Source organism: Pantoea sp. SIMBA_079 (assembly GCF_046940275.1).
Classification (GTDB): Bacteria; Pseudomonadota; Gammaproteobacteria; order Enterobacterales; family Enterobacteriaceae; genus Pantoea; species Pantoea borealis.
Genome location: NZ_JAWRYR010001054.1, coordinates 1 through 228 on the forward strand (window position 1 = coordinate 1; position 228 = coordinate 228).

The following is a 228-nucleotide window of genomic DNA, read 5'->3' on the forward strand; positions in this document are numbered from 1 at the left end:
AGGGCTGCTGGTCAATGCGCGTCATCTGCCGCTTGGTATTGCGGTAAAAGATCTGCTGGGTCAGGGAGCCCGCAGCCTGCTTGGCTGCCACATCATGAACGATGAAAGCGCGGTATTTGGTATCTCTCAACCAGCGTTACAGGAGCGCCGGGTGCCCGACTGGCTGTGCGGGCTGGGAATTTTTGCAGTCTGGCCGCTCACGGTTATCGGCGGCGCCTTGATTGGCCG

1 protein-coding gene is annotated in these 228 nt (G+C 60.1%); it reads left to right on the forward strand.

Annotated elements, in window-relative coordinates:
* Nucleotides 1-228: AzlC family ABC transporter permease (locus SB719_RS23150; RefSeq protein WP_412160191.1), on the forward strand; the 228-nt coding region annotated here is incomplete at both ends.